Origin of the sequence: Rubrivivax gelatinosus (assembly GCF_004340905.1) — a bacterium.
Lineage (GTDB): Bacteria > Pseudomonadota > Gammaproteobacteria > Burkholderiales > Burkholderiaceae_C > Rubrivivax > Rubrivivax gelatinosus.
Genome location: NZ_SLXD01000001.1, coordinates 428691 through 454038, shown reverse-complemented (window position 1 = coordinate 454038; position 25348 = coordinate 428691). Strand labels below are relative to the sequence as shown.

Annotated in this window: 25 protein-coding genes; 19 read left to right on the top strand and 6 right to left on the bottom strand. The window is 72.5% G+C overall.

All coding sequences use genetic code 11. The features are described 5' to 3' along the window. Window positions 1-45 precede the first annotated feature (45 nt). The 15 genes from EV684_RS02215 (at window position 46) to EV684_RS02145 (ending at window position 16112) form a co-directional block, all read left to right on the top strand. Window positions 46-774, top strand: coding sequence for a head GIN domain-containing protein (locus EV684_RS02215; RefSeq protein ID WP_132644563.1), 729 nt, complete (start codon window positions 46-48; stop codon window positions 772-774). A gap of 57 nt (window positions 775-831) precedes the next feature. Next, entirely contained in the window at window positions 832-1551 is a 720-nt protein-coding gene (locus EV684_RS02210) for an AzlC family ABC transporter permease (RefSeq protein ID WP_132644767.1), read from the top strand. Next, the gene (locus EV684_RS02205) at window positions 1548-1889 is read left to right on the top strand and encodes an AzlD domain-containing protein (protein ID WP_200222369.1); all 342 of its coding nucleotides are present in this window, start codon (window positions 1548-1550) and stop codon (window positions 1887-1889) included. The genes EV684_RS02210 and EV684_RS02205 overlap by 4 nt, the downstream gene beginning before the upstream one ends. 61 nt (window positions 1890-1950) lie before the next feature. Then, complete coding sequence (locus EV684_RS02200) at window positions 1951-3144, top strand: phosphoglycerate kinase (RefSeq protein ID WP_132644562.1); 1194 nt, start codon at window positions 1951-1953, stop codon at window positions 3142-3144. A gap of 113 nt (window positions 3145-3257) precedes the next feature. Further along, window positions 3258-5585 (top strand): NADP-dependent malic enzyme, encoded by a 2328-nt coding sequence (locus EV684_RS02195; protein WP_132644561.1) that lies wholly within the window; start codon window positions 3258-3260, stop codon window positions 5583-5585. Between the two features lie 91 nt (window positions 5586-5676). After that, complete coding sequence (gene pyk, locus EV684_RS02190) at window positions 5677-7104, top strand: pyruvate kinase (RefSeq protein WP_132644560.1); 1428 nt, start codon at window positions 5677-5679, stop codon at window positions 7102-7104. A gap of 132 nt (window positions 7105-7236) precedes the next feature. Further along, window positions 7237-8301, top strand: a complete 1065-nt coding sequence (gene fba / locus EV684_RS02185; RefSeq protein ID WP_132644559.1) for a class II fructose-bisphosphate aldolase — start codon at window positions 7237-7239, stop codon at window positions 8299-8301. Between the two features lie 113 nt (window positions 8302-8414). After that, window positions 8415-9317: a phosphoribosylaminoimidazolesuccinocarboxamide synthase gene (locus EV684_RS02180; RefSeq protein ID WP_132644558.1), complete on the top strand. Its 903-nt coding sequence runs from the start codon at window positions 8415-8417 to the stop codon at window positions 9315-9317. A 4-nt stretch (window positions 9318-9321) separates the two neighbouring features. Beyond that, window positions 9322-10425, top strand: coding sequence for a hypothetical protein (locus EV684_RS02175; protein WP_132644557.1), 1104 nt, complete (start codon window positions 9322-9324; stop codon window positions 10423-10425). A 19-nt stretch (window positions 10426-10444) separates the two neighbouring features. Next, window positions 10445-10957, top strand: coding sequence for a 5-(carboxyamino)imidazole ribonucleotide mutase (purE, locus tag EV684_RS02170; RefSeq protein ID WP_132644556.1), 513 nt, complete (start codon window positions 10445-10447; stop codon window positions 10955-10957). Continuing rightward, entirely contained in the window at window positions 10954-12117 is a 1164-nt protein-coding gene (locus EV684_RS02165; protein ID WP_132644555.1) for a 5-(carboxyamino)imidazole ribonucleotide synthase, read from the top strand. Before purE ends, EV684_RS02165 begins: the two co-directional genes overlap by 4 nt. A gap of 8 nt (window positions 12118-12125) precedes the next feature. Then, on the top strand, window positions 12126-13100 hold the full coding sequence (locus EV684_RS02160) for an L-threonylcarbamoyladenylate synthase (protein WP_132644554.1): 975 nt from the start codon (window positions 12126-12128) through the stop codon (window positions 13098-13100). 40 nt (window positions 13101-13140) lie between these two features. Continuing rightward, on the top strand, window positions 13141-14106 hold the full coding sequence (locus tag EV684_RS02155) for an SGNH/GDSL hydrolase family protein (RefSeq protein ID WP_132644553.1): 966 nt from the start codon (window positions 13141-13143) through the stop codon (window positions 14104-14106). Between the two features lie 127 nt (window positions 14107-14233). Continuing rightward, window positions 14234-15433 (top strand): SGNH/GDSL hydrolase family protein, encoded by a 1200-nt coding sequence (locus tag EV684_RS02150; protein WP_242478564.1) that lies wholly within the window; start codon window positions 14234-14236, stop codon window positions 15431-15433. Window positions 15434-15467: 34 nt separating this feature from the next. Further along, window positions 15468-16112, top strand: coding sequence for an OmpW/AlkL family protein (locus EV684_RS02145; protein WP_132644551.1), 645 nt, complete (start codon window positions 15468-15470; stop codon window positions 16110-16112). Window positions 16113-16184: 72 nt separating this feature from the next. Here EV684_RS02145 and EV684_RS02140 read toward each other — a convergent pair whose 3' ends face one another. Beyond that, window positions 16185-16466: a SemiSWEET transporter gene (locus EV684_RS02140; protein ID WP_132644550.1), complete on the bottom strand. Its 282-nt coding sequence runs from the start codon at window positions 16464-16466 to the stop codon at window positions 16185-16187. Then, the gene (gene dacB / locus EV684_RS02135; protein WP_132644549.1) at window positions 16463-17884 is read right to left on the bottom strand and encodes a D-alanyl-D-alanine carboxypeptidase/D-alanyl-D-alanine endopeptidase; all 1422 of its coding nucleotides are present in this window, start codon (window positions 17882-17884) and stop codon (window positions 16463-16465) included. Before dacB ends, EV684_RS02140 begins: the two co-directional genes overlap by 4 nt. A gap of 31 nt (window positions 17885-17915) precedes the next feature. Here dacB and tsaB point away from each other — a divergent pair, with 31 nt between their 5' ends. Genes tsaB through EV684_RS02120 form a run of 3 tightly spaced genes read left to right on the top strand, consistent with a single transcriptional unit; the run spans window position 17916 to window position 19997 of the window. Beyond that, a complete protein-coding gene (gene tsaB / locus EV684_RS02130) occupies window positions 17916-18701 on the top strand; it encodes a tRNA (adenosine(37)-N6)-threonylcarbamoyltransferase complex dimerization subunit type 1 TsaB (RefSeq protein ID WP_132644548.1) in 786 nt (261 codons plus the stop codon). Next, window positions 18698-19168 carry a ribosomal protein S18-alanine N-acetyltransferase gene (rimI, locus tag EV684_RS02125; RefSeq protein ID WP_132644547.1) on the top strand — a complete coding sequence of 157 codons (471 nt, stop codon included), beginning with the start codon at window positions 18698-18700 and terminating at the stop codon, window positions 19166-19168. Before tsaB ends, rimI begins: the two co-directional genes overlap by 4 nt. Further along, window positions 19158-19997 carry a uracil-DNA glycosylase gene (locus EV684_RS02120; RefSeq protein ID WP_132644546.1) on the top strand — a complete coding sequence of 280 codons (840 nt, stop codon included), beginning with the start codon at window positions 19158-19160 and terminating at the stop codon, window positions 19995-19997. Before rimI ends, EV684_RS02120 begins: the two co-directional genes overlap by 11 nt. 26 nt (window positions 19998-20023) lie before the next feature. Here the strand turns inward: EV684_RS02120 and EV684_RS02115 are convergent, their stop codons facing one another. After that, the gene (locus EV684_RS02115; protein ID WP_132644545.1) at window positions 20024-21499 is read right to left on the bottom strand and encodes a sensor histidine kinase; all 1476 of its coding nucleotides are present in this window, start codon (window positions 21497-21499) and stop codon (window positions 20024-20026) included. A gap of 44 nt (window positions 21500-21543) precedes the next feature. Beyond that, on the bottom strand, window positions 21544-22920 hold the full coding sequence (gene glmU / locus EV684_RS02110; protein WP_132644544.1) for a bifunctional UDP-N-acetylglucosamine diphosphorylase/glucosamine-1-phosphate N-acetyltransferase GlmU: 1377 nt from the start codon (window positions 22918-22920) through the stop codon (window positions 21544-21546). Between the two features lie 13 nt (window positions 22921-22933). Here glmU and EV684_RS02105 point away from each other — a divergent pair, with 13 nt between their 5' ends. Beyond that, entirely contained in the window at window positions 22934-23806 is an 873-nt protein-coding gene (locus EV684_RS02105) for a DUF6279 family lipoprotein (RefSeq protein ID WP_242478563.1), read from the top strand. Between the two features lie 10 nt (window positions 23807-23816). On the opposite strand, the gene EV684_RS02100 is transcribed toward EV684_RS02105, so the two are convergent. Beyond that, window positions 23817-24428 (bottom strand): DUF4136 domain-containing protein, encoded by a 612-nt coding sequence (locus EV684_RS02100; protein ID WP_132644542.1) that lies wholly within the window; start codon window positions 24426-24428, stop codon window positions 23817-23819. Continuing rightward, entirely contained in the window at window positions 24425-25348 is a 924-nt protein-coding gene (ttcA, locus tag EV684_RS02095; RefSeq protein ID WP_132644541.1) for a tRNA 2-thiocytidine(32) synthetase TtcA, read from the bottom strand. The genes EV684_RS02100 and ttcA overlap by 4 nt, the downstream gene beginning before the upstream one ends.

Genomic DNA, 25348 nt, shown 5'->3' with positions numbered 1-25348 from the left:
GCGGCGCTGGCCGGCACAGTGCGCTCCATGCACCCGGAGCCCACGATGAACCGCCTGATTTCCACTGCCGCCGTCGCCGCGATGTCCGCCGTCTTCGCCGCGTTCACCGCCTTTGCCGCCACGCCCGCGCAGGCGGCCACCGCCAGCCAGGCGCGCAGTGCTACCGGGTTCTCGGCGATCGAGCTGGAAGGCCCGGTCGACCTCGTCGTGCGCGCCACCGGCCGGGAGTCGGTGCAGGTCGAGACCGACGCCGCCGACCAGGCGCGTGTCGAGACCCTGGTCGAGGAGCGCCGCGGCGTGCGCACGCTGGTCGTGCGACTGCGCGAGGATCGCGGCTTCTCGTGGTCGCGCCCGATCCGCGTCACGGTCGAAGCCGTGCAGCTCACGCGGCTGGCGGTCAAGGGCTCGGGAGACGCCGTCGTCGAGGGCCTGAAGACGCCGTCGCTCGCCGTCGCGGTGGCCGGTTCGGGCGACGTCAAGCTGCGCGCGCTCGACGCCGGCGCGCTGGCGGTGTCGATCGCCGGCAGCGGCGACGTCGCCGCCGATGGCCGCGCCGGCCAGCTGTCGCTGAAGATCGCCGGCAGCGGCGATGCCGACCTCGCCTCGCTGCGCGCCGACAGCGCCACCGTGTCGATCGCCGGCAGCGGCGACGCCGATGTCACCGCCGACGCGAGCCTGTCGGTGTCCATCGTCGGCTCCGGCGACGTTCGCCACGGCGGCGCCGCGACCCCGGCGGTCAGCGTGCTCGGCAGCGGCTCGGTGCGCCGCCGCTAGACCCCGCGCGGGCGGCCGGGGCGGGCCGATGGGACAATCCACCGAATGTCTGATGGGATGTTCGGCTGGCGCCACCCCGAGTTCCGCCGTGGCGCCCGCGAGATCGCCGGCATCCTGCCCGGCATCGGCGCCTGGGGCCTGATCACCGGCGTCGCGATGATCAAGGCCGGCCTGTCGGTGCCGGCGGCGGTGGCGATGACACTGTTCGTCTACGCCGGCTCGGCGCAGCTCGCCGCGCTGCCGCTGATCGCCGCCGGCGCGCCGATCTGGGTGGTCTGGGCCACGGCCTTCTGCGTCAATCTGCGTTTCGTCATCTTCAGCGCCCAGTGGCGGCCCTACTTCGCCGCCTACCCGCGCGCCGAGCGCACGCGCATGGCCTTCTTCAGCGGCGACCTGAACTACATCCTGTTCATGCGCCGCTTTCCCGAGCCGGTGCCCGCGCCCGAGCAGAAGCCGTACTTCTGGGGCGGTGCGGTGTCCAACTGGTTCGCCTGGCAGATCCCGTCGCTGGTCGGCATCGCCCTGGCCGACGTGATCCCGACCGAGTGGGGCATCGGTTTCGCCGGCACGCTGGCGCTGATCGGCCTGGCCTGCTCGCTGCTGGGCAGCCGCTCGTCGCTGGTCTCCGCGGCCGTCGCCGGCTGCGCCGCGGTGGCGGCCTACGCCTTGCCGCTCAGGCTGAACATCGTCGTCGCGATCGCCGCCGCGGTGGCCATCGGCCTGCTGATGGACCGTTCGCGCCCGGGCCCGGCGACGCCGGTCGGAGGCACACGATGATCGACTGGGCCGAACTGCTGAAGATGGCGCTGACGATCGCCGGGCTGGCCGTGATCACGCTGCTCACGCGCGCCTTCTTCATCCTGCCCGAACGCGAGCTGCCGATGCCGGGCTGGCTGCGCGAAGGCCTGCGCTACGCGCCGTTGGCGGCGCTGATGGCCGTCGTCGCGCCCGAAGTGGTGATGTCCCAGGGCCAGCTGATCGACACCTGGCGCGACCCGCGGCTGTTCGCCGCGGCCGCCGGCGCGGGCTGGTTCTTCTGGCGCCGCGGCATCCTCGGCACCATCGTCGTCGGCAGCGCGGTGATGGTCGCGCTGCGCCTGGGCCTCGGCTGGTAGCCCCGCGCCGGGCGGGATGCGACACTAGCGGCCGTCTTACGTCAGCCTGTCGCTCAACACCATGAACGTCCTGCGCTTTTCCGACCTCGCCGCGGCCGGCCGTGCCCGCGGCCAGCGTGTCTTCATCCGTGCCGACCTCAACGTGCCGCTGTCCGACGACGGCCAGATCACCGAGGACACCCGCGTGCGCGCCTCGGTGCCCTGCATCCAGATGGCGCTGGACGCCGGCGCCGCGGTGATGGTCACCTCGCACCTGGGCCGCCCGACCGAAGGCGAGTTCAAGCCCGAGGACTCGCTGGCGCCGGTCGCCAGGCGCCTGGGCGAGCTGCTCGGCCGCGAGGTGCCGCTGGTCGCGAACTGGGTCGACGGCGTCGACGTGCAGCCCGGCCAGGTCGTGCTGCTCGAGAACTGCCGCGTCAACAAGGGCGAGAAGAAGAACAAGGAAGAGCTGGCGCGCAAGATGGCCGCGCTGTGCGACATCTTCGTGCACGACGCCTTCGGCACCGCGCACCGCGCCGAGGCCAGCACCTACGGCATCGCCGAGTACGCCAAGATCGCCTGTGCCGGCCCGCTGCTGGCCGCCGAGATCGACGCCATCAGCAAGGCGCTGGCGAACCCGAAGCGGCCGCTGGTGGCCATCGTCGCCGGCAGCAAGGTCAGCACCAAGCTGACGATCCTGCAGAGCCTGGCCAAGAACGTCGACGGCCTGATCGTCGGCGGCGGCATCGCCAACACCTTCCTGCTCGCCGCGGGCTTCCCGATCGGCAAGAGCCTGGCCGAGGCCGACCTGGTCGGCGAGGCCAAGGCCGTCATCGAGGCGATGAAGGCGCGCGGCGCCGAGGTGCCGATTCCCGTCGACGTCGTCACCGCCAAGGCCTTCGCCGCCGACGCGCCGGCCACCGTCAAGGACGCGGCCGACGTCGCCGCCGACGACCTGATCCTGGACATCGGCCCGAAGACCGCGGCGCTGCTGGCCGACAAGCTGAAGGCCGCCGGCACCATCGTCTGGAACGGCCCGGTCGGTGTCTTCGAGTTCGACGCCTTCTCGCACGGCACCGAGACCGTCGCGCGTGCGATCGCCGAAAGCGACGCCTTCAGCATCGCCGGCGGTGGCGACACGCTGGCCGCGATCGCCAAGTACGGCATCGAGAAGGACATCGGCTACATCTCCACCGGCGGTGGCGCCTTCCTCGAGGTGCTCGAGGGCAAGACGCTGCCGGCCTTCGAGATCCTGACCCGCCGCGCGGCTGCCTGAAGCCCCGGCGGCACCGGCGCACGCCGGTGCCCACGAGCCGGCGGCGGGCGCCGCCGGCCGTTTTGCATTCGCCCCCGGCAAGGCATCAACGCCGGGGCGCGAGGAGTTCCCCCTTGGACAAGAAGCTCTCCGACGCCGAAGCCGCACTGCGCGAGGCGGCGCTGGATTACCACCGCGCCCCCGTGCGCGGCAAGATTTCCGTCACCCCGACCAAGCCGCTGTCCAACCAGCGCGACCTGTCGCTCGCCTATTCGCCCGGCGTCGCCTACGCCTGCCTGGCGATCGAGGAAGACCCGGCGCTGGCCGCCGAGTACACCTCGCGCGCCAACCTGGTGGCCGTGGTCACCAACGGCACCGCGGTGCTGGGCCTGGGCGACATCGGCCCGCTGGCCGGCAAGCCGGTGATGGAAGGCAAGGGCTGTCTGTTCAAGAAGTTCGCCGGCATCGACGTCTTCGACATCGAGCTCGCCGAACGCGACCCCGACAAGCTCGTCGAGATCATCGCCGCGCTGGAGCCGACGCTGGGCGGCGTGAACCTCGAGGACATCAAGGCCCCCGAGTGCTTCTACATCGAGCGCAAGCTGCGCGAGCGCATGAACGTGCCGGTCTTCCACGACGACCAGCACGGCACGGCGATCATCTCGTCGGCGGCGCTGCTCAACGCGCTGGAACTCGTCGGCAAGGACATCGCGAGCGTCAAGCTGGCCGTGTCCGGCGCCGGCGCCGCGGCCATCGCCTGCCTGGACCTGATGGTCGACCTGGGCGTGCGGCGCGAGAACGTCTGGGTCTGCGACTCCAAGGGCCTGATCCAGGACCAGCGCGCCGACGTGCTGGCCGGCAGGCTCGACGAGTCGAAGATGCGCTACTGCCAGCGCAGCGAGGGCCGCACGCTGGCCGACGCGGTGGCCGGGGCCGACGTCTTCCTCGGCTGCTCGGCTGCCGGCGTGCTGACGCCGGAGATGGTGGCGACAATGGCCTCCCAGCCGGTGATCCTGGCGCTGGCCAACCCCGAGCCCGAGATCCGCCCCGAGCTGGCCAAGGCCGTGCGGCCCGACTGCATCATCGCCACCGGCCGCAGCGACTACCCGAACCAGGTCAACAACGTCCTGTGCTTCCCGTACATCTTCCGCGGCGCACTCGACTGTGGCGCGACGAAGATCACCGAGGCGATGAAGGTCGCCTGCGTGCACGAGATCGCCGCGCTCGCCAAGGCCGAGGCCAGCAGCGAGGTCGCCGCGGCCTACGCCGGCAAGGAGCTGAAGTTCGGCCCCGACTACCTGATCCCGACGCCGTTCGACGCTCGCCTGATCCTGCGCATCGCGCCCGCGGTGGCCAAGGCGGCGGCCGAGTCGGGCGTCGCGACGCGGCCGATCGCCGACCTGGAGGCCTACCGCCAGTCGCTGACGCGTTTCGTCTACCAGACCGGCATGTTCATGCGCCCGGTGTTCAACGCCGCGAAGGCGCGCCCGGCGCGGGTCGTCTACGCCGAAGGCGAGGACGAGCGTGTGCTGCGTGCGGTGCAGGCCGTGCTCGACGAGGGGCTGGCCCAGCCCATCCTCGTCGGCCGCCCGGCGGTCATCGCCGAGCGTGCGGCGCAGGCCGGGCTGCGGCTCGAAGCCGGCCGCGACTACCAGGTCGTCGACCCGGCCGACCACCCGCGCTACGACGAGTACTGGCAGGCCTACCACCGCCTGATGGGCCGTGACGGCATCTCGCCCGAGGCGGCGCGCACGACGGTGCGGCGCTCGCACACGCTGACCTCGGCGCTGATGGTGCGCCGCGGCGAGGCCGAGGCGATGGTCTGCGGCCTGGCCGGGCGCTACGACTCGCACCTGGAGCACGTGCGTGCGGCGATCGGCCTCAAACCCGGCGCCAGGACGCTGGCGGCGATGAACGCGCTGCCGCTGGACAGCGGCACGCTGTTCCTGGCCGACACCTTCGTCAACGAGGAGCCCAGCGCCGAGCAACTCGCCGAGATCGCGCTGATGGCCGCCGAGGAGGTGCGCCGCTTCGGCCTGCCGCCCAAGGTGGCTTTCCTCTCGCATTCGATCTTCGGCTCGTCGGCGCGGGCTTCGGCGCAGCGCATGCGCGCGGCGCGCGACCTGTTCGTGCGCATGGCGCCGCACATCGAGTGCGACGGCGAGATGCACGGCGACGCCGCGCTGTCGGCCGAGGTGCGGGCACGCTACCTGCCCGACAGCACGCTGGCCGGCAGCGCCAACGTGCTCGTGCTGCCCAACCTGGATGCCGCCAACATCCTGTTCAACGTGCTGAAGATGACCAGCGGCCACGGCGTCACCGTCGGCCCGATGCTGCTGGGCACCGCAGCGCCGGCGCACATCCTGACGCCGTCGGCCACCGTGCGCCGGGTCATCAACATCACCGCGCTGGCGGTGGCCGAGGCGGCGACCTTGTCGATCGTGAGACAGGCCACGGCGTAATCGGGCCGTACCCGGGCAAACGTGGCGGCGGCAGGCCTTCTGCCGATAATCGCAGGCGCTGGGTTTCCAGCGTTTCGAGAAAAGAGCCGCCATGCGAGCCACGAAGATCGTCGCCACCCTCGGACCCGCCTCCTCGTCGCCCGAGGTGCTGGAGGCGATGATCCGCTCCGGCGTCGACGTCGTGCGCATGAACTTCTCGCACGGCAAGGCGCAGGACCACATCGACCGCGCCAGCCTCGTGCGCCAGGTCGCCGCCGCGGCGGGCAAGGAGGTCGCCATCATGGCCGACCTGCAGGGCCCGAAGATCCGCGTCGGCAAGTTCGCCGAGGGCAAGGTCGATCTGCAGAACGGCGCACGTTTCGTGCTCGACGCCTCGCGCACCGAGCCGGGTGACGCCGACGGCGTGGGCCTGGACTACAAGGACCTGCCGCGCGACGTGCGCCCGGGCGACACGCTGCTGCTCAACGACGGGCTGATCCGGCTGTCGGTCGAGCAGGTGGTCGGCGACCGCGTCTTCACCCGCGTCGTCGTCGGCGGCGAGCTGTCCAACAACAAGGGCATCAACAAGGCCGGCGGCGGCCTCACCGCGCCGGCGCTGACGGCCAAGGACATGGAGGACATCCGCACCGCGATGAGCTTCCAGGCGGATTACGTCGCCGTCAGCTTCCCCAAGAGCGCCACCGACATGGAGATGGCGCGCCAGCTGTGCAACGTCGCCGGCGAACCCTGGCGCCACAAGCCGGGGCTGATCGCCAAGATCGAGCGCAGCGAGGCGATCCCCGTGCTCGAGCAGATCCTGAAGGCCTCCGACGGCATCATGGTCGCGCGCGGCGACCTCGCCGTCGAGGTCGGCAACGCCGCGGTGCCGGCGCTGCAGAAACGCATGATCCGCATGGCGCGCGAAGCCGACAAGATCGCCATCACCGCCACGCAGATGATGGAGTCGATGATCGTCAACGCGGTGCCCACGCGCGCCGAGGTCAGCGACGTCGCCAACGCGGTGCTCGACGGCACCGACGCGGTGATGCTCAGCGCCGAGACCGCCGCCGGGCGCTACCCCGTCGAGACCATCCAGCAGATGGCCGCGATCGCGCTGGAGGCCGAGGCCGCCGACGACTTCCATCTCGAGACCGACTTCACCAACAAACGTTTCGGCCGCATCGACCAGTCGATCGCGATGGGCGCGCTGTTCACCGCGCACCACCTGGGCTGCCGCGCGATCCTGGCGCTGACCGAGTCGGGCTCGACGGCGCTGTGGATGAGCCGTCACCACATCAAGGTGCCGATCTACGGCCTGACCTCGGCGCCGGCGCCGCAGCGCCGCATGACGCTGTACCGCAACGTCACGCCGCTGCTGGTGCCCAAGTTCACCGACCGCGACGAGGCGCTGGCCGCCGCCGAGCGCATCCTCGTGCAGCGCGGCGTGCTGCGCCCCGGCGACACCTATGCCATCACCTGCGGCGAGCCGATGGGGCACCCGGGCGGCACGAACATGCTCAAGGTCTGCCGCGTCGCCTGAGGCGCGGCGCATACCCGCCTGCGACCTGGTCGTACCGGGTCGGGGCAGGGGGCAGTGGCTAGAATCTTCCGCATGCCCGGCGCGCGGTCGCGCGGCCGGGCGCCACCTTTTTCACTCCGCGGGAAGACCACCATGCCACTCGTCTCGATGCGTCAGCTGCTGGACCACGCCGCCGAAAACGGCTACGGGATCCCGGCCTTCAACGTCAACAACCTCGAGCAGGTGCAGGCCGTGATGGAAGCGGCCAAGGAAGTCGGCGCGCCGGCCATCCTGCAGGCCAGCGCCGGGGCCCGCAAGTACGCCGGCGAGGCCTTCATCAAGCACCTGATCCAGGCCGCCGTCGAAGCCTTCCCGTCCGTGCCGCTGGTCATGCACCAGGACCACGGCCAGAGCCCGGCGATCTGCCGCGGCGCCATCGACCTGGGCTTCGGCTCGGTGATGATGGACGGCTCGCTGATGGAAGACGGCAAGACGCCGTCGAGCTACGAATACAACGTCGACGTGACGCGCAAGGTCGTCGCGATGGCGCACGAGGTCGGCGTCACCGTCGAAGGCGAGCTCGGCTGCCTGGGCTCGCTGGAGACCGGCGAGGCGGGCGAGGAGGACGGCATCGGCGCCGTCGGCAAGCTCGACCACTCGGCGCTGCTGACCGACCCGGAGCAGGCCGCCGACTTCGTCAAGCAGACCCAGCTCGACGCGCTCGCGATCGCCATCGGCACCAGCCACGGCGCCTACAAGTTCTCGCGCAAGCCCACCGGCGACATCCTCGCGATCTCGCGCGTCAAGGAGATCCACGCGCGCATCCCCAACACCCACCTCGTGATGCACGGCTCGTCGTCGGTGCCGCAGGACCTGCTGGCGCTGATCAACCAGTACGGCGGCGAGATGAAGGAGACCTACGGCGTGCCCGTCGAGGAGATCCAGGAAGCGATCAAGCACGGCGTGCGCAAGATCAACATCGACACCGACATCCGGCTGGCGATGACCGCGGCGGTGCGCAAGTTCCTCCATGAGAACCCGTCGAAGTTCGACGCCCGCGAATGGCTCAAGCCGGCGCGCGAGGCCGCCAAGCAGGTCTGCAAGCAGCGCTATCTCGAGTTTGGCTGCGAAGGCCAGGGCGCCAAGATCCAGCCGCTGGCGATGAGCGAGATGGCGCGCCGTTACACCGCCGGCACGCTGGCGCAGCTCGTCAACTGAGGTTCTGCGCGGGCGCCGCAGCGTCCGTCGCCGAGACGAAGAGGGGGCCGCCATCGTGGCCCCCTCGTGCATTTTCCGCCCCAAACTTTGACGCGGCCCGCCCGCGATAGCGCATGAGCAACGCCCTGCACCAGTCCGATCTCCACTCGCTGCCTTTGCTGGCACGCGGGAAGGTCCGCGACAACTACGCCGTCGGCGAAGACCGCATCCTGATGGTCGCCAGCGACCGCCTGTCGGCCTTCGACGTCGTGCTCGACGATCCGATCCCGGGCAAGGGCGAGCTGCTGACGCGCATGGCGCTGTTCTGGTTCGACAAGCTCGGCGCGATCGTGCCCAACCACCTGACCGGCGAGGATCCGTGTTCGGTCGTCGCGCCCGACGAGGTGACCCAGGTGCGCGGCCGCTCGATGCTGGTCAAGCGGCTGAAGGGCCTGCCGGTCGAGGCCGTCGTGCGCGGCTATCTCGCCGGTTCGGGCTGGAAGGAGTACCAGCAGAGCGGCACCGTCTGTGGCGTCGCGCTGCCGCCGGGGCTGAAGAACGCCAGCCGCCTGCCGCAGCCGATCTTCACGCCGGCCACCAAGGCGGCGGTCGGCGACCACGACGAGAACATCCCGTTCGCGCGCATGGAAGAGATGATCGGCGCCGAGCTCGCCGCCAAGGTGCGCGAAGTCTCGATCCGCCTGTACGAGGCGGCCGCGGCGCACGCGCTGACGCGCGGCATCATCATCGCCGACACCAAGTTCGAGTTCGGCCTCGACGAACACGGCACGCTGACGCTGATGGACGAGGTGCTTACGCCCGACTCCTCGCGCTTCTGGGACGCCGCCGGTTATCGCGAGGGCGAGAACCCGCCGAGCTACGACAAGCAGCCGGTGCGCGACTGGCTGGAGACCGCCACCGTCGACGGCCAGCCCTGGAACAAACGCGCTCCGGCGCCGCGGCTGCCGGCCGAAGTGGCCGCGGCCAGTACCGCGCGCTACGCGCTCGCCTGCGAGCGCCTCACCGCGCCGGCGTGATGCGATGAGCCGGCTGCTCGAACGGCTCGACCGCGAACTCGCCGGCTGTCGCGACCCGCTCCAGCGTGCCGAACTGGCCGCCGAACGCGCCTGCTACCTCGCGCGCGCCGGCGACATCGCCGCGGCCCAGCTCGCCGCCGCCGACCTGCGGCGCGAGCACGGCGACGGCCGCGCGAGCCGCGTCGCCGTGCGCATCATGCTGCTCGAAGGGCTGATCCTGTTCTTCGACAACATGGATCCGGCCGCCCCCGACCGCATCCTGCGGGCCCACACCGTCGCGCTCGCCTGGCGCCACGACGACCTCATCCGCCTTAGCGCCTCGTGGCTGGCGCACATGCAGTTCGTGCTCGGCGACTTCGGCGCGATGCTGGCTTCGTTGCGCGCCTGCTTCGATCGCCCCGGGTCCTGCCTGGAGGCCAGCAGCCGCGTCTGCGTCGTCGTCGGCATCGCGCAGCAGTTCGCCGGCGACGGCCAGGCGGCGCGCCCCTGGTACGAACGTGCGCGCCGCGAGGCGATCGTGCTCGGCGACGACGCGACGATCGGTGCGCTGGTCTACAACCGGCCGGCGATGGCGCTGGTGACGCTGCGGCTGGACGCGCTGCGCGGCCGGCTCGACAGCGACGAGCTGCGCATGACGGCCATCGGTGTCGAGTCGGCCTGGGCCTACTGCCTGGGCGCGCGGCAGTTCTCGCTGATGCAGCTGATGCAGGCCTGTCGCGCCCGCGTCGCGATGCTCTCCGGCGAGGCGGCGCAGGCCGTCGCGCTCTACGACGAGATGTTGCGGCCGGCCCGGACGCGTTTCGGCTTCCATGCCGACCGCGCGATGCTCGAACTCGAGCGTGCCGCCTGCCTGGCCGCCGCCGGCCGTACCGGTGACGCGCACGCGGCCTTCGAGGCGCTGGACCCCGCGATGCATCCCGAACTGGCGCTCGAGGACCAGCTGCTGTTCCTGCTGCAGCACGCCGCGCTGGCGCGCTCGCTGGGCCGCGCCGAGCAAGCGGCGGCCTGGACCGCCGCGCTCGCCGATGTCCAGGGAAGGTACGATTCCGAGATTGGTCGCCTGAAGGCGGCGCTGGCGGGCCTGAGCCTGTCGCGCCTGGCGACCTGATCTGCAAGGAATCGCCCACTTGAGTTCCCCCGACACCCCGGCGCGCCCGGCGCGCGTGGCCATCGTCCTCGGCTCCTCCAGCGACTGGGAGACGCTGCGCGGCGCGGCCGAGCTGCTGCAGGAATTCGACGTCCCGTACGAGGCGCGTGTGCTGTCGGCGCACCGCATGCCCGACGAGATGTTCGCCTTCGCCGAGACGGCGCGCGAGCGTGGCCTGCGCGCGATCATCGCCGGCGCCGGCGGCGCCGCGCACCTGCCCGGCATGGTCGCCGCCAAGACCACGGTGCCGGTGCTCGGCGTCCCGGTCGCCAGCCGCCATCTGCAGGGCGTGGACTCGCTGTACTCCATCGTCCAGATGCCCAAGGGCATCCCGGTGGCGACCTTCGCGATCGGCGCCGCCGGCGCGGCCAACGCGGCGCTGTTCGCGATCGCGATGCTCGCCGCCGACGACGAGGCGCTGCAGGCGAAGCTCGCCGCCTTCCGCGTGCGCCAGACCGAGGCCGCGCGCGCGATGACGGCCGACCTGAAGTGAGCGCGCCCGTCCTGCTTCCCGGTGCCGCGCTCGGCGTGATGGGCGGCGGCCAGCTCGGCCGCATGTTCGTGCACGCCGCCCAGGCGATGGGCTACCGCACCGTCGTGCTCGAGCCCGACGCCACCAGCCCCGCCGGGCTCGTCGCCCACCGGCACGTCGCCGCGGCCTACACCGACGCCGCCGGCCTGGCCGAGCTGGCCTCGGCCTGCGACGCCGTGACGACCGAGTTCGAGAACGTGCCGGCCGACTCGCTGCGCACGCTGGCCGAACGGGTGCCGGTCGCGCCGGCTGCCGCCGCGGTCGAGATCTGCCAGGACCGCGCCGCCGAGAAGCGCCACTTCCAGCGCTCGGGCGTGCCCTGCGCGCCGTTCGCGACGATCGACCGCGAAGCCGACCTCGCCGCGGCGGCCGACCTGCTGCCCGGCATCCTGAAGACCGCGCGCCTGGGTTACGACGGCAAGGGCCAGGCCTCGGTCGCGACGGCCGAGGAACTGGCCGCCGCCTGGCAGCGCCTGGGCCGTGCCGCCTGCGTGCTCGAGAAACGCCTGCCGCTGGCGCTGGAACTCAGCGTCATCGTCGCGCGTGGGCGCGACGGCGCGATCGTCAATCTGCCGGTGCAGCAGAACCTGCACCGCGACGGCATCCTCGCCGTCACCCAGGTGCCGGCGCCGGGCGTCAGCGCCGAGCTCGCCGCCCGGGCCGTCGACTGCGCCGGCCGGCTGGCCGCGTCGATGGATTACGTCGGCGTGCTCTGCGTCGAGTTCTTCGTGCTCGCCGACGGCAGCCTGGTGGCCAACGAGATGGCGCCGCGGCCGCACAACTCGGGCCACTACAGCCTGGACGCCTGCGACGTCTCGCAGTTCGAGCTGCAGCTGCGCACGCTGGCCGGCCTGCCGCTGGCTGCGCCGCGCCTGCATTCGGCGGCGGTGATGCTCAACCTGCTCGGCGACCTCTGGTTCCCGGACGACACCGCCGAGCCGCGCACGCCCGACTGGGCCGGCGTGCTGGCGCTGCCCGGCGTCGCGCTGCACCTGTACGGCAAGACCGACGCGCGGCGGGGGCGCAAGATGGGCCACCTGACGGTGACCGCGGCCGACGCCGCCACCGCGCGCGAGACCGCGCTGGCGGTCTGCGCGCGCCTGGGCCTGCCGGCCTTCTGAGGACGACGATGCCGATCCTCGACGGAACCAGGCCCGCGGCCATCACCAGCGCCGCCGAGCGCCTGCGCGACCGCGGCCTGGTCGCCTTCCCCACCGAGACCGTCTACGGTCTGGGCGCCCGTGCCGACCACGACATCGCCACCGCGGCGGTCTTCGCCGTCAAGGGTCGGCCCGACGACCACCCGCTGATCGTGCACGTGGCCGACGCCGCGGCGGTGGCCGAGTTCGCCGAGGCCCCCGGCCCGGTGGCCGAGGCGCTGATGGCGCGCTTCTGGCCCGGGCCGCTGACGCTGATCCTGCGCCGGCGCGAAGGCCGCGGCGAAGCTGCCGCCGGCGGCCAGCCGACGATCGGCATCCGCATGCCCTCGCACCCGGTGGCGCTGGCGCTGCTGCGCGAGGCCGCCCGGCTCGGCGTGGCCGGCGTCGCGGCGCCCAGCGCCAACCGCTTCGGCCGCGTCAGCCCGACGACCGCGCAGCACGTGCTGGGCGAGTTCGGCGACGGCCTGCTGATCGTCGACGGCGGTGCCTGCCCGGTGGGCATCGAGTCGGCGATCGTCGACTGCTCGGGCGATCGTCCCGCGCTGCTGCGCCCGGGCGCGCTGGACCGGCGCGAGATCGAAGCGGTCATCGGTTCGCCGCTGGCCGCGCCCGATGCCGACTCGCCGCGCGCCTCGGGCACGCTGGAGTCGCATTACGCGCCGGCGGCGCGGGTGCGCCTGTTCGACACGGCGTCACTGACGGGCATGCTCGCGAAACCGGCGCCGCCGGGGGTCGCGGTATATTCCCGCGTCGTTCCGTCGCCGGTTTCCGGCGTGCGCCATCGGCCGATGCCGGCCGATCCCGCCGCCGCGGCGCACGAGCTCTTCGCGGCGCTGCGCGGCTTCGACGCCGCCGGTGCCTCGGTCGTCTGGGTCGAGCAGCCGCCTGCGGGTCCCGAATGGGACGGCGTTCGCGACCGCCTTACCCGCGCTGCCGCCGCCTGAACCACCGCCTTGCGCGCTGAATCCGTTTCCCGGAGTCCACATGTCCCTCTTCCTGAATCGCGGCCGAACCCTGCGCCGTGTTCTCGGCGGCGTCGCCCTCGCCGCGGCGCTCGCGGCCTGCGGCGGCGGCACTTCGCAGTACGACGCCTTCGATCCCGGCCGGGTCATCGCCTTCGGCGACGAGAACAGCCTGCTCGACGCCGACGGCAAGCGCTGGACGATCAACTACGTCACGGTCGACGAGACCACCGACGTGGAGACCTTCGCCTGCAAGTCCAACCCGATCTGGGTGCAGCGCGTGGCGTCCCACTACGACTTCGCCTTCGAGGAGTGCAACCCCGACGACGAGGTCGTGAAGGCGTTCTTCCGTGCTGCCGATGGTGCGGTCGTCGCCGACCTGGAGGCCCAGATCGACGCCCAGGTCGCCGCCGGCGGCTTCCGCAGCGATGACCTGACGACCGTGATGCTCGGCGCCAACGACATCCTGGCGCTGTACAAGCAGTACCCGACGCGCACCGCGACCGACCTGAAGGACGAAGCCGCCGAACGCGGCAAGGCGCTGGCCAAGCAGGTCAACCGCATCGTCGATCTCGGCGGCAAGGTGCTGCTGTCGGACCTGCCCGACATGGGCCTGTCGCCGTACGCGCTGACCGAGAAGGCGGCCAACACCGACATCGACCGCGCCGAACTGATCACCGCGCTGGTCGACGCCTTCAACGAGGCGCTCGGCACCAACATCCTGATCGACGGCCGCTACATCGGCCTCGTGCAGTCGAACACGCGCACCAAGCTGATGAAGAAGTCGCCGGGCAGCTTCGACCTCGACAACGTGAAGCTGGCGGCCTGTCTGAGCACCGCCGAGTTGCCGGACTGCAACAGCCAGACGCTGATCGAGGACGCCAGCAACAACACCCACCTCTGGGCCGACGACTGGCACCTGAGCCCGCGCGCCCACTATGAAATCGGCCGCCTGGCGATCGCGCGGGCCGAAGACAACCCCTTCTGACGCCTCGCTGCCGGCCACGGGTTTCCGCTGACCAGGGTTGACCCCTGGGCGCTTATAGTCGCCTCGCCAAATTAGAACGAACGTTCGTCACGGCGTTCGAATACAGGAAGAAAGCGGGGCAGACATGATGAAGATGCGCAGGGGCGTGCTCGCGGCCGCCATCAGCGCGGCGTTGCTGGCGGCGTGCGGCGGCGGCGGCAATCCCGATCCGGGCAGCGACGGCCCTTCCGGTGCCCCGACCACGGTCGGCACGTTCAGCGCCGTGGTGAGCTTCGGCGACAGCCTGAGCGACGTCGGCACCTACTCGCCGGCGACCTCGCTGGCCGGCGACGGCTCGGCGCCGTACCTCGGCGGCAAGTTCACGACCAACAACGACTCGGCCAGCGGCGACCTCATCTGGGTCGAACGTGTCGCCGCGACGCTGGGCATCACGATCACGCCCGCCGACATGGGCTTCGCCGGCACGTCGGTGGCCTGCCCGGCGGCGCTGCAGAGCGCGGCGCTGGCCGGCACCTGCACGGCCTACGGCCAGGGCGGCTCGCGCGTCACCGACGCCGAGGGCATCGGCCACGAGGACGGCGCGCTGACGGTGCCGGTGGTCACGCAGATCGACCGCCATCTCGAGCGCTTCGGCAGCTTCAAGGACAGCGACCTGATCATCGTCTGGGCCGGCAACAACGACGCCTTCGTCCAGCTGCAGGCCTTCGTCGCCACGGCGACCGCGATCCAGACCCAGGTCGCCATGGGCGAGATCAGCGCCGATCGCGGCAACAAGCTGCTCTACGACGCGCAGAGCGCGGCGCAGGAGGGCATGAAGGAAGCCGCCTTCGAACTTGCCGGCTACGTCAAGGACAAGATCCTGGCCAACGGCGGCAAGTACGTCGCCGTCGGCAACCTGCCGAACTCGGCGCTGACGCCGCAGTTCCAGGCCTACCCGGCCAGCATCCAGGGCGTGCTGAAGACGCTGACCGAGACCTTCAACCTGTGGCTCAACGAAGGGCTGGAAGGCGAGCCGGTGCAGATCATCGACATGGCCGCCATCGGCGCGGCCGTCAATGCCGCTCCGGCGACCTACGGCTTCACGAACATCACGACGCCGGCGTGCTCGGCGACGAAGATGGACCTCATCACCGGCGCCGAGACCGGTGGCTCCTCGCTGTTCTGCAACGCGACCACCGGCATGCCCTACAACGGCCTGACCGACGGTGCCGACCCGTCGACCTGGTTCTTCGCGGATGGCGTGCACCCGACCACCGGCGGCCACGCCTACTACGCCACGCAGATCCTGGCCGAACTGCGCAAGTTCGGCTGGATCGCCGCCGAATGACGACGGCGCGAACGCCAAGACAAGGAATCACGACATGAAGCAGACGATTCGCGCGCTGGCGGTGATGGCGCTGGCCGCCGGCGCCGGCCTGGCCCAGGCGCAGGACTACCCGGTCAACGTGTTCAAGGCCGGCATCACGCGCTACGACACCCACGCCCAGACCAACGGCGTGTCCGGCCTGGGTGTGCCTGCCGGCGCCGATGCCAACACCACCGATGCGACCACGGCGGTCTTCATCTACGAACGCATGGTGTCGCCGAACATCGGCATCGAACTCGTGCTCGGCATCCCGCCGAAGATCGAGGGCTACGCCGACGGTTCCGTGGACTACCTGGGCAAGGTGGTCGAGGCGCGTTCGGTGGCGCCGACGCTGCTGTTCAACTACCACTTCGGCCAGCCGAGCGACAAGTTCCGCCCCTACGTCGGCCTGGGCATCAACTACACGCACTTCTCCAAGCGCAAGTCGCCCTACGGCTGGAAGATCCACATGGAGGACTCGTGGGGGCCGACGGCCGAAGCCGGCTTCTCCTACAAGCTCGACAAGACCTGGGGCCTGTTCGCCAGCGTCGCGGTGCTGAAGGTCAAGAGCGAACTGGTCGGCGAAGGCGCGGCGGTCATCAAGACCACGGTGGACTACCGCCCGGTGGTCTTCACCGGCGGCGTCAGCTACAGCTTCTGACGCCTGCTGCCGGGGGCGCGCCGCGCTCCCGCCGCACGAGGCCCGCCGGCAAGCCGCGCGGGCCTCGCCGTTTCAGGCCCCGTCGTCGCGCCGTCGCTGCCGTTCGATCGACACCTTCAGGCCGAGGATGGTCGCGGCCAGCGCCAGCGTCGCGGTGTTGGCCGCGATGATCGGCCACTCGCCGATGGCGATGCCGTAGGCCAGCCACATCGCGACGCCGGCGGTGAACACCGCGTACATGCCCAGCGAGATGCCACTGACGTCGCGTGTGCGCAGCGTCAGCAGCGCCTGCGGCACGAAGGCCGCGGTCGTCAGCGTCGCGGCCAGGTAGCCGATCGTGTCGGTGAGCGTCATGGCGTGGCGAGGGGAGGGGCGTCGCGGGCGGTCCATTGCAGCAGCGCCTCGAAAGCCGGGCGGGCGGCGGCCGCGTTCGGGTGCTGCAGCAGCGCGACGAAGGCGTAGCGTCGCCCGCTGTCGGAGAACACGTAGCCGGCGAGTGCCGCGACGTCGCGCAGCGAGCCGGTCTTCAGGTGCGCGCGGCCCGGCGTCAGCGCCCGGGCGCGGCGCATCGTGCCGTCGATGCCGGCCACCGGCAGCGAGGCGACGAACTCGGGCATCGCCGGGCTGGCGAAACCACGTTCCAGCAGGCGCGCCAGCAGCCCGGCGCTGAGCCTCGTCGTGCGCGACAGCCCCGAGCCGTTGTCGATCACGGTGCCGGGCGGCAGCGGGCCGAGCGCCTGGTCCAGCCATTCGGCGAGGGCGGCGCGCGCGCCGGCGGCGTCGGCCGCCAGGTCGGGGCGGCGCTGCAGTGCCAGCGTGCGCGTGATCTGCTCGGCCATCGTGTTCTGGCTGAGCTTGTTCATGTCGCGCAGCAGATCGGCCAGCGGCGGCGAGCGCAGCTCGAAGCTGGGCGCCAGGTCGCGCGGCGCGAGGCCGGCGCGGGCGCGCCCGCCGAGGCGGCCGCCGGCCTCGGCCCACAGCGCCTCGAGCAGGCGCGTGTCGTAGCTCGCCGGGTCGGGGTCGGCGACGTACCAGGCGAGTTCGCCGCAGGCGGCCGGATAACGGCCGCCAAAACGCACCGCCGGGCCGAAACTCGCGCCCAGCGTCGTGCGCCAGTCGCTGCAGGGGCCGGCGCCCAGCGGCACCGTCGGCTGCACCGCGGTGCGCGCCAGCGGCGGGTCGGCGAGCACGCGTGCGACGCCCGCCGCCGGGTCGGGCACGAAGGTGTAGCCGACGCTGCGAAAGCTCGCCATCAGCGCGGCCGGCTGCACGTTGTAGGGCCGGGTGGCCTCGCCGTCGAAGTCGCCCGGCGCCGTTTCGGCGGCGACGAAGGCCGAGCCGTCGATCACGATGTCGCCGCGGATCTCCTGCACGCCCATCTGGCGCACGCGGCGCAGCGCCGCGCGCAGCCGCTCGGCGCTCAGCTGCGGGTCGCCCCGGCCCTGGAGCACGAGCGAACCCTCGAGCACGCCGTCGCGGATCTCGCCCTGCAGCCACACCGGCGTGGTCCAGGTCCAGCCGGTGCCCAGGCGTTCCAGCGCCGCCAGCGTCGTCACCAGCTTGGTCACCGAAGCCGGGTTCAGCGGCAGCTCGGGCTGCCAGGCCAGGCGCGTGCCGCCCGACGGCAGCTCGCGCACGACGACGGCCAGCGCCGAGGCCGGCACGCCGGCGCGTTCCAGCGCGGCGCGGGCTTCGGCGGGCAGCGCCTGCGCACGCGCGCCCAGCGCGGCGATCACGAGCGCCGTGCAGGCGAGGGCACGCGGCAGGGTCATCGGGCGATGATCGCACGGCTAAACTCGCCCGATGCCCGATCCGTCCCCCCCGCCCGGCACCGTGGCCGCGGCGAGCCCCGAGACGGCGCGTCTGCTCGCCTTCGACACCTCCACCGAACGCATGGCCGTCGCGCTCGCCGCGCCGCACGGCGCCTGGACCGCCGACGAGGCCGGCGGCGCGCTCGCGTCCGCGGCGCTGCTGCCCACGGTGCAGGCGCTGCTCGAGCGTGCCGGCCTGGCCCTGGCCGAGCTGGACGCCGTCGCCTTCGGCCGCGGCCCGGGCGCCTTCACCGGGCTGCGCACCAGCTGCGCCGTCGCCCAGGGCCTGGCGTTCGGCATCGGCTGCCCGGTGCTGCCGGTCGACAGCCTGCTGATCGTCGCCGAGGACGCGCGCGCCCAGCTCGCGCCCAACGCCGCCGGCTTCGAGGTCGACGTCGCGATGGACGCGCGCATGGACGAGGTCTACGCCGCGCGCTGGCGCTGGGCCGACGGGTGCTGGCACGAAGTCGTCGCGCCGGCGCTGTACACGCTGGAGGCGTTCGCCGTGATGGCCGCCGGCAGCACCGGCGTGGTGGCCGGCAGCGCCGTCACCGCCTTCGGCGAACGCCTGGGCCTGGCGCCGGGACGCCCCTGCGTGGCCACCGAACACGACCGTCCGGCGGCGCTGCTGCGCCTGGCCCGTGCCGCCTGGGCCGCTGGCGCGGGCGTCGACGCGGCGCAGGCGCTGCCGCTGTATCTGCGCGACAAGGTCGCGCTGACGACCCGTGAACGCGAGGCCCTGCGTGCCGCCAAGGACGCCGCGGAGGCGCCGCGGTGAGCCTGCCGCTGTTGCGCGCGATGACGCTGGCCGACGTCGACGCCGTCGTCGCCGTCGAGGCCACGGCCTACGAGTTCCCGTGGACCCGCGGCAACTTCGTCGACTCGCTGGCCGCGGGCTACGAGGCCTGGGTGCTGGTGGACGCCGGCGTGCTCGTCGGCTACTACATCGCGATGGTCGGCGTCGACGAGATGCACCTGCTGAACATCACCGTCGCGCCGCCGCTGCAGCGCCACGGCTGGGGCCGGCGCTTGCTGGACGAGCTGGACGCGCGCTGCCGCACGCTGGTCCTGCCGATCGTCTGGCTGGAAGTGCGTGCCGGCAACGAACGTGCGATCTCGGTCTACCTGCGCCGCGGCTTCCAGCCCGTCGGGCGCCGGCGTGGCTACTACCCGGCGGCCCAGGGGCGTGAAGACGCGATGGTGATGAACCGGCGCGTGCCGCAGGAGGCCGGCGATGTGGTCTGAGCGCCAGGCCGCGATGCTGCGGGCGATGGGCTTGCGGCTGTGGCAGCCGCCGGCCGGCGAGGCCGAAGTGCCGATCGCGGAACCTGCCGCCGGGCCGCCAGCGCCCGCCGTCGAGGCCGCGGCGCCGGTGTCGCTGCCCGTCGCCGCGCCGCCGAGGCCCGAGCCGCGGCCCACCGCAGGCCCGGCGGCGGCCGCGCCGCCTCGGCCGGCCGTCACGCCGCCGGCCGCCGTCGACCTGGGCGCCGTCTCGGGCCTGGACTGGCAGCCGCTGCGCGAGGCGGTCGCCGGCTGCACCGCCTGCGCCTTGTCGCAGAGCCGCACGCAGACCGTGTTCGGCGTCGGCCACCCGCAGGCTCGCTGGATGATCGTCGGCGAGGCGCCGGGCGAGCAGGAGGACCTGCGCGGCGAACCCTTCGTCGGTCCGGCCGGGCAGCTGCTCGACGCGATGCTGCGGGCGCTGGCGCTGTCGCGCGCGGCCGAAGGCGAGCCCGCGCAGCGTGTCTACATCGCCAACACGCTGAAGTGCCGCCCGCCGCGCAACCGCAACCCGGCACCCGAGGAGCTGCAGCGCTGCGAGCCCTTCCTGGTGCGCCAGATCGAGCTGGTGCAGCCGCGCATCATCCTCGCGATGGGCCGTTTCGCGGTGCAGGCGCTGCTGCGCAGCAGCGAGCCGATCGGCAAGCTGCGCGGCCGCGTGCACCGCTACCAGGGCGTGCCGCTGGTCGTCACCTATCACCCGGCCTACCTGCTGCGCAACCTGCCCGACAAGGCGCGCGCCTGGGACGACCTGTGCCTGGCCGCCGAGGTGGCCGAACGCGGCGGCAGCTGAGTCAGCCGTCGCGCCTCAAATCGCGCTCAGCCCGCCGGCCAGCCCAGCGTGTAGAACGCGCCGCCGTCGGCGCCACGCCGGCAGGCCAGGCGTGCGCCGGCGCGTTCGGCCAGCCGCGTGGCCAGTTCGTGCGCCAGCCCGCTGCCGTCCGCGCTGCCGCCACAGGGGCGTTCGGTCGCGCCCGCGCCGGCGCCCCGGCCGATGTCCAGCCCGATGCCGTCCGGGCCGCGACGCAGTGCCAGCACGAGCTGCGGCCCGCTGCCTTCGCGCAGCGCCTGCGCGGCCAGCGTGCGCAGCAGCCGTTCGACGGCGGGCCGGTCGGCGTCGACGATGGCCGGTCCGTCGGCCGTGCTCGCCAGCGTGCAGCCCGCGTGTTCGGCCAGCGGCGCCAGCATCGGCGCCAGCACGCGCAGCAGCGCCGCCAGGTCCAGCGCTTCCGGTGCCGGTGCGGCGGTGCCGGACTGCAGCTGCGCCAGCGCGAGCAGCTGCTCGATCAGCGCGAGCAGCTGCTCGCCGCTCTGGCGCACGATGGAGAGCTGGCGCCGCTGCTCGTCGTTGAGCGTGCCGGCGCGCTGCATCAGCAGCAGCCCCGAGAAGCCGAGGATCGCGTTCAGCGGCGTGCGCAGCTCGTGGCTCATCGTCGCGAGGAAGCGGTCCTTGGCCTGGCTGGCGGCCGTCAGCGCGATGTTCTGGTCCTGCAGCGCCTGCTCGAAGCGTTTCTGGTCCGAGATGTCGCGGATCGCGCTCATCACGTAGTGCGCATCGCCAACGGCCAGCGGGCTCAGGCTGATCTGCACCGGGAACTCGGTGCCGTCGGCCCGCAGGCCGAAGAGCGCCAGCCCGGCGCCCATCCGGCGCACCGTCGGGCGCTCGCGGTAGCGCAGCCGGTGGGCGACGTGCGCGGCATGCAGCCGTGCCGGCAGCAGCGTCTCGATCGGCCGGCCGACGATGTCGGCGCGGCCGTAGCCGAACAGGCGCTCGCACTGGCCGTTGAAGAGCACGATGCGGCCGATCTCGTTGGCGACGACGATGGCGTCGGGCACCGACTCCAGCAGGTCGCGGAAACGCTCCTCGACCAGGCGTGTGTCGCGCGCGATCGTCAGCGCGGTGACGTCGCGCTCGCTGATCGTGTAGCCCTGCACCGCTCCGTCGGGCCCGAAGACCGCACGCAGCGCGCTGTCGGCGTGCAGCAGCGTGCCGTCCTGGCGCCGGCGCAGCAGCGCACGCGCGGTGACGTTGCCGTCATGGGCGCGCTGGCGGCGGCCTTGCTCCTCGGGCACGGCACCCGGGGGCACGACGAGTTCGTCCCAGCGCTGGCCGACGGCCTCGGCCTCGGCGTAACCGAAGAGAGCCTCGGCCGCCGGGTTCCACAGCAGCACGCGGCCGTCGCCGGCGCACAGCACCATCGCGTCGGGCGAATGCTCGAACAGAACACGCTGCAAATGCAGCGCATCGGCGACGATGGTGTCCAGCCTGCCCTCCTCGCGGCCCGCCCCACCCATGGCGGGGCGACGCGCATGGGGGCAAACCGCGCGCCTGCGACGCGTCAGGCCTTCTTCGGCGCCTTCTTCGGCCGCTGCCAGCCCGGCAGGCTGGCCTGGCGCGCGCGTGCCACCGTCAGCTGGCCGGCCGGCGCGTCCTTGCCGATCGTCGAGCCGGCGCCGATGGTGGCGCCGTCGCCGATCGTCACCGGGGCGACGAGCACGCAGTTCGAGCCGACGTGCACGTCGGCGCCGATCACCGTGCGGTGCTTGTGGGCGCCGTCGTAGTTGGCGGTGATGCTGCCGGCGCCGTAGTTGACCCGCGGGCCCACGGTCGCGTCGCCCAGGTAGGCCAGGTGGTTGGCCTTGGCGCCGTCGGCCAGCGTCGAGTTCTTCACCTCGACGAAGTTGCCGATGTGCACCTCGCGGCCGAGCTCGGCGCCCGGGCGCAGCCGCGCGAACGGCCCGACCAGCGCGCCGGCGCCGACGCTCGCGCCTTCGACGTGGGTGAACGGGTGCAGCACCGCGTCGGCGCCGATCTCGGCGTCGCGGATCACGCAGTTGGCGCCGATCGAGACGCCGTCGCCGAGCACGACGCGGCCTTCAAAGACGCAGTTGACGTCGATCTCGACGTCCTGGCCGCATTCCAGCGTGCCGCGCTGGTCGAGACGCGCCGGGTCGGCCAGGCGCACGCCGGCGGCCATCAGCGCCTCGGCGCGCTGGCGCTGCAGGCGGCGCTCCAGGTCGGCGAGCTGCGCCGGGCTGTTGACGCCCAGCACCTCGGTCTCGCCCGAAGCCGCCGCGGCGACCACCGCCACGCCTTCGGCCACCGCCATGCCGACGATGTCGGTCAGGTAGTACTCGCGCTGGGCGTTGTCGTCCTTCAGCGCCATCACCCAGCGTTTGAGCAGCGCGGTCGGCGCGGCCATCATGCCGGTGTAGACCTCGCGGATCGTGCGCTGGGCCTCGCTGGCGTCCTTGTGCTCGACGATCGCCGTCACCGCGCCCGCGGCGTCGCGCACGATGCGGCCGTAGCCGCTCGGGTCGGCGAGTTCGACGGTCAGCAGCGCCAGGCGCCCGCCGCCGCAGGCCGCGGCCAGCGCGGCGGCGGTCTCGGGGCGGATCAGCGGCACGTCGCCGTTGAGGATCAGCGTGGTGTCGGCGGCGTCGTCCAGCGCCGGCACCGTCTGCTGCACCGCGTGGCCGGTGCCCAGCTGCGGCTGCTGGCGCACGAAGACCGCGCCGCTGGCCGCCGCGGCGGCTTCGACCTGCTCGGCGCCGTGGCCGGTGACGACGACGGTGCGCATCGCCCCCAGCGGCGCGGCGGCATCCAGGACATGCTGCAATAGGCTGCGACCGCCGAGCCGGTGCAGCACCTTCGCCCGCGCCGACTTCATCCGCGTGCCCTTGCCCGCGGCCATCACGACGACGTTCAATGCCATGAGACGGTCCCTGTTGAAAGCGGCGATTATCGCGGTGGCCCTGGTGCTCGCCGGCTGCAGCACGCTGCGCCTGGGCTACGACAACGGCCCCCGGCTCGCGTGGTGGTGGCTCGACGGCTACGTCGACTTCGACTCGCGCCAGGCGCCGGCGGTGCACGCGGCGATCGCGCGCTGGTTCGCCTGGCACCGCGCCAACGAGCTGCCGCGCTACGCCGCGCTGCTGCAGGAAGCCGGCGCGGCGCTGCCGCAGGCCACGACGCCCGAGGCCGTCTGCCGCTGGACCGATCGCCTGCGCGAGACGCCGGCGGCGGCCGTCGACCGTGCGCTGCGCGAGGCGGTGCCGCTGGTTGCCGGCCTGGGCGAGCCGCAGCTGCGCCACCTGGAGCAGCGCTACGCCAAGCGCCTGGACGAGATGCGCGAGGAGTACCTGCAGCCCGATCCCGCCGAGCGCCGCAACGCCTCGGTCGAGCGGGGGGTCGAACGTTTCGAGGAGCTCTACGGCCGGCTCGACGCCGCCCAGCGGCGCGTCGTCGCCGACGGCGTGGCCGACTCGCCCTGGGATCCGCAAACCTGGATCGCCGAGCGCGACCGCCGCCAGCGCGAGGTGGTGCAGACGCTGCGCCGGCTGGTCGCCGAACGTGCCGACGCCGACACGACGCTGGCCGCGCTGCGCACGCTGGCCTCGCGTTCCGAACGCTCCGCCGACCCGGCGTACCGCGAGTTCCAGGCCCGGCTGGACGCCTACAACTGCGGCTTCGCCGCCCGCGTGCACAACGCGACGACGCCGGCGCAGCGCGAGCACGCGCGCGACCGGCTCGCCGGCTGGGAGGGCGACCTGCGTGCGCTGGCCGCAGCGGCCGCCGCGCCGGTGGCCGCCGTGCCCTGAGGCGCGGGGATCAGCGCGCGTCGGGCGCCAGCGGCACGACGACGCGGCGCGGGTTGACGCCGGTCTTCGGGAAGTCCAGCAGCGCGGCGGAGAACATCGCCGCCAGCGTCGGGTCGTCCAAGCCGCGGTTGCTGTCCAGGCTGGCGCGGGCCTCGAACAGCGGCTGGCCGCTGGCGCGGTCGCGCAGCAGCACGGCGACCTCGCCTTCGTAGCGCGTCACGCGGTCCATGTACCCGGGGCCCCAGTACGGGCCCGGGCCATACCACGGCGAGTGGCGCCAGTAGCCCCAGCCGCCGCGCCACCACATCGGGTCGTCCCAGAGGATCTGCTCGGCGCGCGTGACACGGGCGCCGACCTGCACCAGCACGTCGGGCGCCTGGCCGGCGGCGGCCGGCGTGAAACCGGCCTTCTCCAGCGCCGGACGGGCGGCGAGTTCGAGGCGCTCGGTCTCGGCGGCGCGCGCCTGCTGCGAGGGCAGACGGTCGAAGGCGTAGCTGCCGGGCGCACGTTCGGCGGGCCAGGAGCCGTAGCTCGAGACGTCGGCGGTGACGCTGTTCAGGCCCGCGCAGCCGGCGAGCAGGGCCGCGGCGGCAAGGGCCGCGGCGCCGATCCAGGTCTTCATGGCGTGTCCTCGGAGTCCGGGGCGATGCGCAGCGCGCCCGGTGCCGGCGGCGGCGGCGTGCAGGGCTCCTCGTCGAAGGCCTTGTCGCCGTCCGCGTCGGCCACCCCGGTGGCGCGCAGCGTCTCGAAAGGATAGAGCTTGCGGTCCATCATGTGCGACGGGACGATGTTGCCCATCGCGGTGAACATGTTGTCGATCCGCCCCGGGTACTGGCGTTCCCATTCGCGGATCATCTTCTTCGTCAGCACGCGCTGCAGGTTTTCCTGGTTGCCGCACAGCGAGCACGGGATGATCGGGAAGGCGCGGTGCTCGGCCCAGCGTTCCAGGTCGGTCTCGGCGACGTAGGCCAGCGGCCGGATGACGACGTGGCGGCCGTCGTCGCTGACCAGCTTGGGCGGCATGCCCTTCATGCGGCTGCCGAAGAACATGTTCATCAGCAGCGTGACGACCATGTCGTCGCGGTGGTGGCCCAGGGCGATCTTGGTCGCGCCGATCTCGCTGGCCACGCGGTACAGCACGCCGCGGCGCAGCCGCGAGCACAGGCTGCACATGGTCTGGCCCTCGGGCACCAGGCGCTTGACGATCGAGTAGGTGTCCTGCTCCTCGATGTGGAACTCGACGCCGCGGCTCTTCAGGTAGGCCGGCAGCACCTCGGCCGGAAAGCCCGGCTGCTTCTGGTCGAGGTTGACGGCGACGATCTCGAAGTCGATCGGCGCGCGCTCGCGCATCGACAGCAGGATGTCCAGCAGCGCATGGCTGTCCTTGCCGCCGGACATGCAGACCATCACGCGGTCGCCGGCTTCGATCATGTTGAAGTCGCCGATCGCCTGGCCGACCAGGCGGTGCAGCCGCTTGGACAGCTTGTTGGCCTCGAAGGCGGCCTTCTTCGCCGCCGCGGCGTCGGGGGTGATCGTGTCCAT

What these genes read in the sequence shown, in the direction of transcription:
- EV684_RS02215 (WP_132644563.1), top strand. Translation starts at nt 46, where the DNA reads ATGAACCGCCTGATTTCCACTGCCGCCGTCGCCGCGATGTCCGCCGTC.
- EV684_RS02155 (WP_132644553.1), top strand. Translation starts at nt 13,141, where the DNA reads ATGTCCCTCTTCCTGAATCGCGGCCGAACCCTGCGCCGTGTTCTCGGC.
- EV684_RS02175 (WP_132644557.1), top strand. Translation starts at nt 9,322, where the DNA reads ATGAGCCGGCTGCTCGAACGGCTCGACCGCGAACTCGCCGGCTGTCGC.
- EV684_RS02205 (WP_200222369.1), top strand. Translation starts at nt 1,548, where the DNA reads ATGATCGACTGGGCCGAACTGCTGAAGATGGCGCTGACGATCGCCGGG.
- fba (WP_132644559.1), top strand. Translation starts at nt 7,237, where the DNA reads ATGCCACTCGTCTCGATGCGTCAGCTGCTGGACCACGCCGCCGAAAAC.
- EV684_RS02200 (WP_132644562.1), top strand. Translation starts at nt 1,951, where the DNA reads ATGAACGTCCTGCGCTTTTCCGACCTCGCCGCGGCCGGCCGTGCCCGC.
- EV684_RS02145 (WP_132644551.1), top strand. Translation starts at nt 15,468, where the DNA reads ATGAAGCAGACGATTCGCGCGCTGGCGGTGATGGCGCTGGCCGCCGGC.
- ttcA (WP_132644541.1), bottom strand. Translation starts at nt 25,348, where the DNA reads ATGGACACGATCACCCCCGACGCCGCGGCGGCGAAGAAGGCCGCCTTC.
- EV684_RS02140 (WP_132644550.1), bottom strand. Translation starts at nt 16,466, where the DNA reads ATGACGCTCACCGACACGATCGGCTACCTGGCCGCGACGCTGACGACC.
- EV684_RS02120 (WP_132644546.1), top strand. Translation starts at nt 19,158, where the DNA reads ATGTGGTCTGAGCGCCAGGCCGCGATGCTGCGGGCGATGGGCTTGCGG.
- EV684_RS02100 (WP_132644542.1), bottom strand. Translation starts at nt 24,428, where the DNA reads ATGAAGACCTGGATCGGCGCCGCGGCCCTTGCCGCCGCGGCCCTGCTC.
- glmU (WP_132644544.1), bottom strand. Translation starts at nt 22,920, where the DNA reads ATGGCATTGAACGTCGTCGTGATGGCCGCGGGCAAGGGCACGCGGATG.
- EV684_RS02115 (WP_132644545.1), bottom strand. Translation starts at nt 21,499, where the DNA reads ATGGGTGGGGCGGGCCGCGAGGAGGGCAGGCTGGACACCATCGTCGCC.
- EV684_RS02160 (WP_132644554.1), top strand. Translation starts at nt 12,126, where the DNA reads ATGCCGATCCTCGACGGAACCAGGCCCGCGGCCATCACCAGCGCCGCC.
- tsaB (WP_132644548.1), top strand. Translation starts at nt 17,916, where the DNA reads ATGCCCGATCCGTCCCCCCCGCCCGGCACCGTGGCCGCGGCGAGCCCC.
- EV684_RS02150 (WP_242478564.1), top strand. Translation starts at nt 14,234, where the DNA reads ATGAAGATGCGCAGGGGCGTGCTCGCGGCCGCCATCAGCGCGGCGTTG.
- dacB (WP_132644549.1), bottom strand. Translation starts at nt 17,884, where the DNA reads ATGACCCTGCCGCGTGCCCTCGCCTGCACGGCGCTCGTGATCGCCGCG.
- EV684_RS02210 (WP_132644767.1), top strand. Translation starts at nt 832, where the DNA reads ATGTTCGGCTGGCGCCACCCCGAGTTCCGCCGTGGCGCCCGCGAGATC.
- EV684_RS02180 (WP_132644558.1), top strand. Translation starts at nt 8,415, where the DNA reads ATGAGCAACGCCCTGCACCAGTCCGATCTCCACTCGCTGCCTTTGCTG.
- pyk (WP_132644560.1), top strand. Translation starts at nt 5,677, where the DNA reads ATGCGAGCCACGAAGATCGTCGCCACCCTCGGACCCGCCTCCTCGTCG.